The sequence below is a fragment of the Pseudomonas sp. NPDC089530 genome (genome assembly GCF_050280705.1).
Lineage (GTDB): Bacteria > Pseudomonadota > Gammaproteobacteria > Pseudomonadales > Pseudomonadaceae > Aquipseudomonas.
In genome coordinates, this window is record NZ_JBNNVU010000036.1 from 48699 (window position 1) to 55606 (window position 6908).

Annotated in this window: 6 protein-coding genes; 4 read left to right on the plus strand and 2 right to left on the minus strand. The window is 63.6% G+C overall.

All coding sequences use genetic code 11. The annotated features are described in order from the left end of the window. Window positions 1–14: 14 nt before the first annotated feature. A complete protein-coding gene (locus ACQKQA_RS15745; RefSeq protein WP_427559147.1) occupies window positions 15–1640 on the plus strand; it encodes an EAL domain-containing protein in 1626 nt (541 codons plus the stop codon). Here ACQKQA_RS15745 and ACQKQA_RS15750 read toward each other — a convergent pair. Further along, window positions 1637–3424 (minus strand): KinB sensor domain-containing domain, encoded by a 1788-nt coding sequence (locus ACQKQA_RS15750; RefSeq protein ID WP_427559150.1) that lies wholly within the window; start codon window positions 3422–3424, stop codon window positions 1637–1639. The genes ACQKQA_RS15745 and ACQKQA_RS15750 overlap by 4 nt on opposite strands. A gap of 10 nt (window positions 3425–3434) precedes the next feature. Next, window positions 3435–4781 carry a sigma-54-dependent response regulator transcription factor AlgB gene (gene algB, locus ACQKQA_RS15755; protein ID WP_427559152.1) on the minus strand — a complete coding sequence of 449 codons (1347 nt, stop codon included), beginning with the start codon at window positions 4779–4781 and terminating at the stop codon, window positions 3435–3437. Between the two features lie 441 nt (window positions 4782–5222). On the opposite strand from algB, the gene ACQKQA_RS15760 reads away from it, so the two are divergent. From ACQKQA_RS15760 to ACQKQA_RS15770, 3 genes are all read left to right on the plus strand, one after another. After that, window positions 5223–5513, plus strand: coding sequence for a hypothetical protein (locus ACQKQA_RS15760; RefSeq protein WP_427559155.1), 291 nt, complete (start codon window positions 5223–5225; stop codon window positions 5511–5513). Window positions 5514–5549: 36 nt separating this feature from the next. Beyond that, window positions 5550–5714 (plus strand): DUF1328 domain-containing protein, encoded by a 165-nt coding sequence (locus ACQKQA_RS15765; protein WP_427559157.1) that lies wholly within the window; start codon window positions 5550–5552, stop codon window positions 5712–5714. A 757-nt stretch (window positions 5715–6471) separates the two neighbouring features. Further along, the coding region (locus tag ACQKQA_RS15770) for a cation:dicarboxylate symporter family transporter (RefSeq protein ID WP_427559160.1) at window positions 6472–6908 on the plus strand (437 nt) is incomplete at its 3' end.

Genomic DNA, 6908 nt, shown 5'->3' on the forward strand with positions numbered 1-6908 from the left:
CCTTCGGATATCCAATGATGCCGGCCGCTCGCGAACCCCTACGCAGTTGGTTCTATCGCCCCTGGCTGTTGGCGATGTGCGCGGCTGTGTCGAGTGCGGTGCTGCTGTTGGTGACGAGCCTGGGCATTGCGATGTACGAGGTGCAACTGCGCGAAAGCGAGCAGATGAATGCCCAGGGCGAGCGCTTTCTCGAACGTCTGGAGCAGCTGTTTGGCCAGTTGCGTGAGGGCCTGGACGTGCTCGAGGCGCAACCTTTGCGCGAATGCAGCCTCGACATGATCGAGGTCTTGCAGCAGATCAGCTTCAGCTACCGCTTCATTTATGAAGCGGCTTATATCGATGCTTTCCAGTCCTGCACCAACCGACCACGCCAGGGCAACCTGGCTATTGTGCGGCCGCCGGACATTCGCGGCCCGACCTACAGCTACTGGTTGAATACGTCCGCCGAACCCAATGAGAACCGCGCGGCGCTGATGCTCGGGCGTGGCAACTTCCGGGTGGCGACATCGCGCGGGCATCTGACCGATATGGTCGATCTGCCGGCCAACAGCAGCCTGATGGTGGTCCTCGACCACGACACCTATGCCATCCCGGTACTGGGCCAGGCAACGGCCTGGCCGCCGGAGGAGCCCGTGTCGCTGACCAGCGGCAGCCCGTTGCAGGTGACCCAGAGCCAGTTGATCTACCGGATGCCCACCACTAACCCGGAGTATCAATTGGTGCTCGTTACCCCGCGCAGCGCCAGCCTGCAGTTGGAAATGCTCAAAGGTTGGTGGTGGCTGGCGCCCGCTAGCCTGGCGCTGGCGATCTGCATCGGTGGCCTGGTCTTTCACCTGGCCCGACAGCACCAGTCCCTGGGGGCGGAGTTGCAGGGGGCGTTGCGTCGTGGCGAGCTGCAGGTGCTGTATCAACCCATCTTCGATCTGCTCACGCGCCAGTGCGTGGGGGCCGAGGCCCTGCTGCGCTGGCGCCGTCCGGACGGCAGCCTGACCAGCCCGGAGCTGTTCATTCCCATGGCGGAGAACACCGGACAGATCCGCCAGATCACCGATTTCGTCCTGCAGCGCCTGCTCGAACAGCTGGGGCATCTGCTGCGGGCCAACCCGCAGCTGTACATCTCGGTCAATCTGGCGGCCTGCGATGTCATGGTGCCGAGGATCGGCAAGGTCATGGCGCGCCTGCTGGCGCAGCATCGGGTGGCGGCGCGGCAGATTGCTTTCGAGGTCACCGAGCGCGGGCTGATCGACGTGGTGGTCGCCCGGCACAACCTGCAAGCCTTGCGGGACGTCGGCCATCAGGTGTTGATCGACGACTTCGGCACGGGGTATTGCAGCCTGGCCTACCTGCAGACCCTGCCGGTGGATTGCCTGAAGATCGACAAGGCGTTCATCGATGCCCTGGGGCATGACGCAGCCAGCAGTGGCGTCGCCCCGCACATCATCCGCATGGCCCATGCGTTGCAGCTCAAGGTGATCGCCGAGGGCATCGAGTTCGAGGACCAGGCGCAGTTGCTGAGCAGCGAGGGAGTGCGTTTTGGCCAGGGCTGGCTGTTCGCCCATGCGCTGAGCGCGGTGCAGTTCATCGATCTGATCACCCGCGGGCGTCGTCTGGCCACACGGCGCCTGGACGACGAAGCCTAGAGCGGCAGCGCAAGATAGAACTGCGTCCCCTGCCCCGGCCGCGAATAAACGCCCATGCGCCCGCCGTGCAATTGCACGATTTCCTTGCACAGCGCCAAGCCCAGGCCGGCGCCGCCTTTCTTGCGTCCGACCTGGACGAAGGGTTCGAAGATCCGCCCCTGTTGCCCGTAGGCGATGCCTTCGCCGCTGTCTTCGACACTGATGATCACCCGCTCGCCATGCCGGCGCGCCTGCAAGCGGATCAAGCCGCCCCGGGGGGTATGCCGCAGGGCGTTGTCGATCAGGTTGTCCAGCACCCGCTCCAGTTGCGCGCGGTCGGCGTGCAGCCGTGGCAGCGGTGCCAGGATCTCCACCCGCAGCTCGATGCCCTGGGCGGTGGCCGCGTCGACAAAGCGGCTGTGCGCCTGCTCCAGCAGTTCTTCCAGGGGGCAGGGCGCCAGGGTGAGTTTTTGCAGGCCGTTCTGATAACGGGAGAAATTCAGCAGGTCGTTGATCAACTGCATCAGCCGCTGCATTTCCTCGTTGACGGTGTTCAGCAGGTCGGCCTCGCGGGACTCGTCGGGGAAGTGCAGGCGCTCCTGCAACAGGCCGAACGCCATGTGCATGCCGGTGACTGGCGTGCGCAATTCATGGGACGCCCGCAGCACGAACTCGCTGCGCACGCGCTCGAAGGCCCGTTGTTCGGTGACGTCGTGCAGCACCATCACCGCGCCGAGGATAGGCCCCTGGGGATGGTTGACCGGGGTCAGGCTGTAGGTCAGCAGGCGCGATTCGCCGTCGACCTCGACGCTGAGGTCGTCCGGTGCCCGTTCCAGGCTGCCGCCGCGCAGCACCAGTTGCAGCTGCTCATCCAGCTCCGGCCGCCCCAGGGCGCGGCCCAGCCCCTGGCCGAGGCGTTCCCCGTCCCAGCCCAGCTGTCGTTGCGCCACCGGGTTGAGGTGCTCCAGGCGGCCCTGGCGGTCGATCATCAGCAAGCCGTCGTCGATGCTGTCGAGCACCGATTGCAGGCGCTGCTGGCCGGCCAGCAACTCGCCGACATTGGTCGCCTGATGCTCGCGCAGGGCTTCGGCCATGATCCCGAAGCGCCGGGTCAGCAGGTTCATCTCGGCGGCCGAGGACAGCGGCAGGGTCACGTCGAAATTGCCCTGGCCGATGTTGTCGGCGGCCTTGGCCAGGGCTTCGATGGGCCCGCCGAAGCGCTGGGCGATGCCGTGGGCGGTAATGAAGCCGACGACCAGTACCGCCAGCCCCACCAGGCCGAGCAGGCCGGCGATCATCAAGGCGCGGTCGCGGGCCTGCTGCTCGATCGCGTTGATGTTGTCCAGGGCCTGCTGGTGTTCGCCGATCAAGCCATTGCGCAGGGTATTGAAGCGTTGGGTCAGTTCCGTGCTGCCATTGACCCCGGCCGAGGTCCCGTCGGCGCGCTCGAAGGCCTCGAAGAAGCGCTGGTAGTCGTCGCGGGCCTGGCTGAAACCGTTAGGCACGTCGTTTTGCCGTTCATGCTCGATGCCCTGGTCGAGCAGGGCCAGATACTGCTGCCTGGAGTTCTCCAGCGCTGCCCGGTCGGGCTTGTGCTCGAGCATGATGATCAACTGGTCGCCCAGGGTCTGGCGCAGCTTGAGCCCCAGGTCCAGGGTGATGAAGTTGTTGCGGATCAGCGTTTCCTGGGTCTTGGCCATCTGCATCACGCTGACCAGGCCGAGCAGCAGGCCGAGCAGCGCCACGGTGATCAGCGCCGAGATGCTCAGGAACAGCCGCGTGCGCAATTTCATCGCCAGCTTCATGGGGGGCCGCTCACAGGTTGTACTGTTTGCGTTTGCGGTACAGCGTCGAGGCGTCGATGCCGAGCGTCTTGGCGGCCTGGTCGAGGGTGTCGCTGGTGGCCAGGACGGCACCGATATGGGCTTTTTCCAGCTCGTCCAGGCTCAGGGCGGCACCGATGCGCGGGGTGTTGTTGGCGGGCTGCTCGGCCATGCCCAGGTGCCCGATCTCCACCTTCTCCTGAGGGCAGATGATGCTGGCGCGTTCCACCACGTTGCGCAGTTCGCGGATATTGCCCGGCCAACGGTAGTTGAGCAGCGCCGCGCGAGCTTCGGCACTGAAGCAGCGGGCGGGACGGGCGTATTCCTTGACGAAGCGGGCGAGGAAGCGGTCGGCCAGGGCCAGGATGTCTTCGCTGCGCTCGCGCAGCGGCGGCAGGTGCAGGGTGATCACGTTCAGGCGGTACAGCAGGTCTTCCCGGAAGCGCCCGTCGCGCACCATGTCCTCGAGTTTGAGGTTGGTCGCGGCGAGGATGCGCACGTCGGCGCGGCGGCTCACCGGATCGCCGATCCGTTCGTATTCCTTGTCCTGGATGAAGCGCAGCAACTTGGGTTGCAGGGTCAGCGGGAAGTCGCCGATCTCGTCAAGGAACAGTGTGCCGCCATCGGCCTGGTTGACCCGGCCCAAGGTACTTTCGCTGGCGCCAGTGAAGGCGCCGCGGTTGTGGCCGAACAGCTCGCTTTCCATCAGCTCGGCGTTCAGCGACGGGCAGTTGATGGTCACGCAGGATTTCCGGGCGCGCTTGCTCCAGCCGTGAATGGCCTGGGCCAGCTCGCCCTTGCCGGTACCGGACTCGCCCAGGATCAGGATGTTGGCGTCGGTGCCGGCCACCTGGCGGGCGGTTTCCAGCACCACCTTCATGGCCGGGCTGTGGGAGTCCAGGCCGTCCCTGGACTTGCGCACTTCGCCTTCGAGGGCCTCCAGGCGGGCCGAGAGCTGGCGGACTTCCAACTGCTTGGCGGTGGCCAGGCGCAATTGGTCGGGGCTGCAGGGTTTGACCAGGTAGTCGGCGGCGCCGGCCTGGATCGCGTCGACCGCGGTATCGACCGCGGAGTGGGCGGTGACTATCACCACCCGCATCCAGGGCGCCTGGACCCGCATCTGGGCCAGTACGTCCAGGCCGTTGTCTTCGCCCAGGCGCAGGTCGAGGAAGCACAGGTCGAACACCTGGCGCTGGAGCAGGGCATCGGCCTGGGCAGCGCTGCTGGCCGTGGCGACGGTGTAGCCCTCGTCTTCCAGGCAATAACGGAAGGTGCGCAGGATCGCGGACTCATCATCCACCAGAAGAATACGACCTTGGTTTTCCGGGGCTGATTCCATGTCCGCGTCTCCTGAAGTGAGTGATCTTTATTTAGTCCCGGAAAAATCGGGCAAGTTGCATGGTCAAGTCTGGTCGATTCCCAGGCGTGCAGCCTGGTTATCTCCGGGGGTTATTGCCAATTGATTGAAAGTCATAGGGTTCTCCCTGTTTTCTGGCGGTGTTGGTGCTTGTTTTGGGGGCAATGCCTGCCTGTGCCCGGGGCCCGCTCGGTGGGTGCTATCCCCGTCGCCACTGGCCTGGTCGTGCAATTCGCACGGTGTCCGGGGTGGCATCGTGCAGGATGCGTTGGGGGGAGCCCTCCCGTTTTTGTATCAAGCCATTGTCTTTATTGGGTTTATCCCGACTTCCGAAGCTGGCATGCAGGCTGCAACGGCCTGATCAGACGCGGCTGAGCGAGCCACCAGCGCTTGGCACACCGACTGATGTGGGAGGACTTCAGGATGAATCGCCAACGCCTCACCCGATGGCCCATTTCCCCCCGGCACCTGCAGCAGGGGCTGTTCGCCAGCCTGGCATTGCTGCTGACCCTGATCGGCGGCCAGCAGTTTTCCCGTTGGGAGCAGAACCAGCAGCAGGAAGCGCTGAGAGTGCCGGCTCATCACAGCGCCCAGACCCACTTCAGTGGCGCCGTCGGCCGCCAGTTCGCGGATTCCACCCCGATACTCCTGACCGATATCGACCAGGCCCGGCCTGTTGCCGACGGCCCTTACCAGGAGCGCTGGGTGTTCTAGGCAGTCCCTCTAAATAGAAGCGTAAGGAGAATGACCATGTTGAGCTGGGCAATCACATTCCTGATCATCGCCATCGTCGCCGCGGTACTGGGGTTTGGCGGTATCGCGGGCACCGCCACGGGCATCGCCAAGATTCTCTTTGTCATTTTCCTGGTGATGTTCATCGCTTCCTTCTTCTTTGGTCGTCGGGGGCGAAGCTGAACCGAGAGCATTGGCCGGGCTGTTGTCGAGCCGGCCAGTGACAGCCAGGCCCGGATCGTGCTGCCGAGCAGCGATCCGCCTGTTGCACCGCCCCGAGGAGGGGTAGCGCATGGCCAGGGGGCCGGGACGTTCTGATTGAAACAGGATCGGAGTGACCTAGGGGTACAGGGAGTGCCTCCGCGAGGGCCGGGTCAGGAAGAACGCCGACGCAAGCTCGCAAGCCGCCCAGGCTTGTCGACTTGCGTCGTGTTTGAGTGGCAAACCTTGTGGCAGAGCGCCGGCTGGTTTTTTCCGCTGGGTGCTGCGAGCTGCCTTCCGGGGGACTGGTCCAACCGTTTCACAGTGTTTCTTCGCGACCGTACATCGAGAAACTTTTGGTTTTTTCCAGCTGTTATTTCTGGTTCTAACGTAAGAACTTTCCCTTCTTTTGTAGGTCGCCCCAAACCTACTCAAAAGCGCTGAATGCCGCCTGAAATGGCCGTTTCACGGTAGGTGACCAGGCCGAAATGTCGCATTCGAACCGGTTGGGACGCCCGTTTTGTTTGGAAAAACTCATGCCGATTCGGCATAGGGTAGGCGTTTATGGCATTAGACGTGCCCCCCTTGCGTCGGAATAGTTGCGCCTTTTTTCGCCTGAAGAGAGCTGTAAATGCTCGCTCGGGATGACCTTATACGGGGGCCGATGCACAGACTTTTCCGCCATTGAGCGTTCCAGTTCGCGCATCAGCCCGAGTCCAACTGAAGTAAGGGTAATGATATGAAGAAGGCAAAACTAAGCCTCGCCTGGCAGATCCTCATCGGTCTGGTGCTGGGGATTGCAATTGGTGCGCTGCTCAACCATTTCAGTGCCGAAAAGGCCTGGTGGGTCAGCAACGTCCTGCAACCTGCGGGCGATATCTTTATCCGCTTGATCAAGATGATCGTGATCCCGATCGTGATCTCCTCGCTGATCGTCGGTATCGCTGGCGTGGGCGACGCGAAGAAGCTCGGGCGCATTGGCCTCAAGACCATCATCTACTTCGAAATCGTCACCACCATCGCCATCCTGGTCGGTCTGGTGCTGGCCAACGTGTTCCACCCGGGCGCCGGCATCGACATGAGTGCACCGGCCGCGAGCCCTGGCGGTGCTGCGGATAGACCGCCGACAACGCCAACGGCTCGGTCTGGAATGCGTCCAGCACCGACACCAGGCGC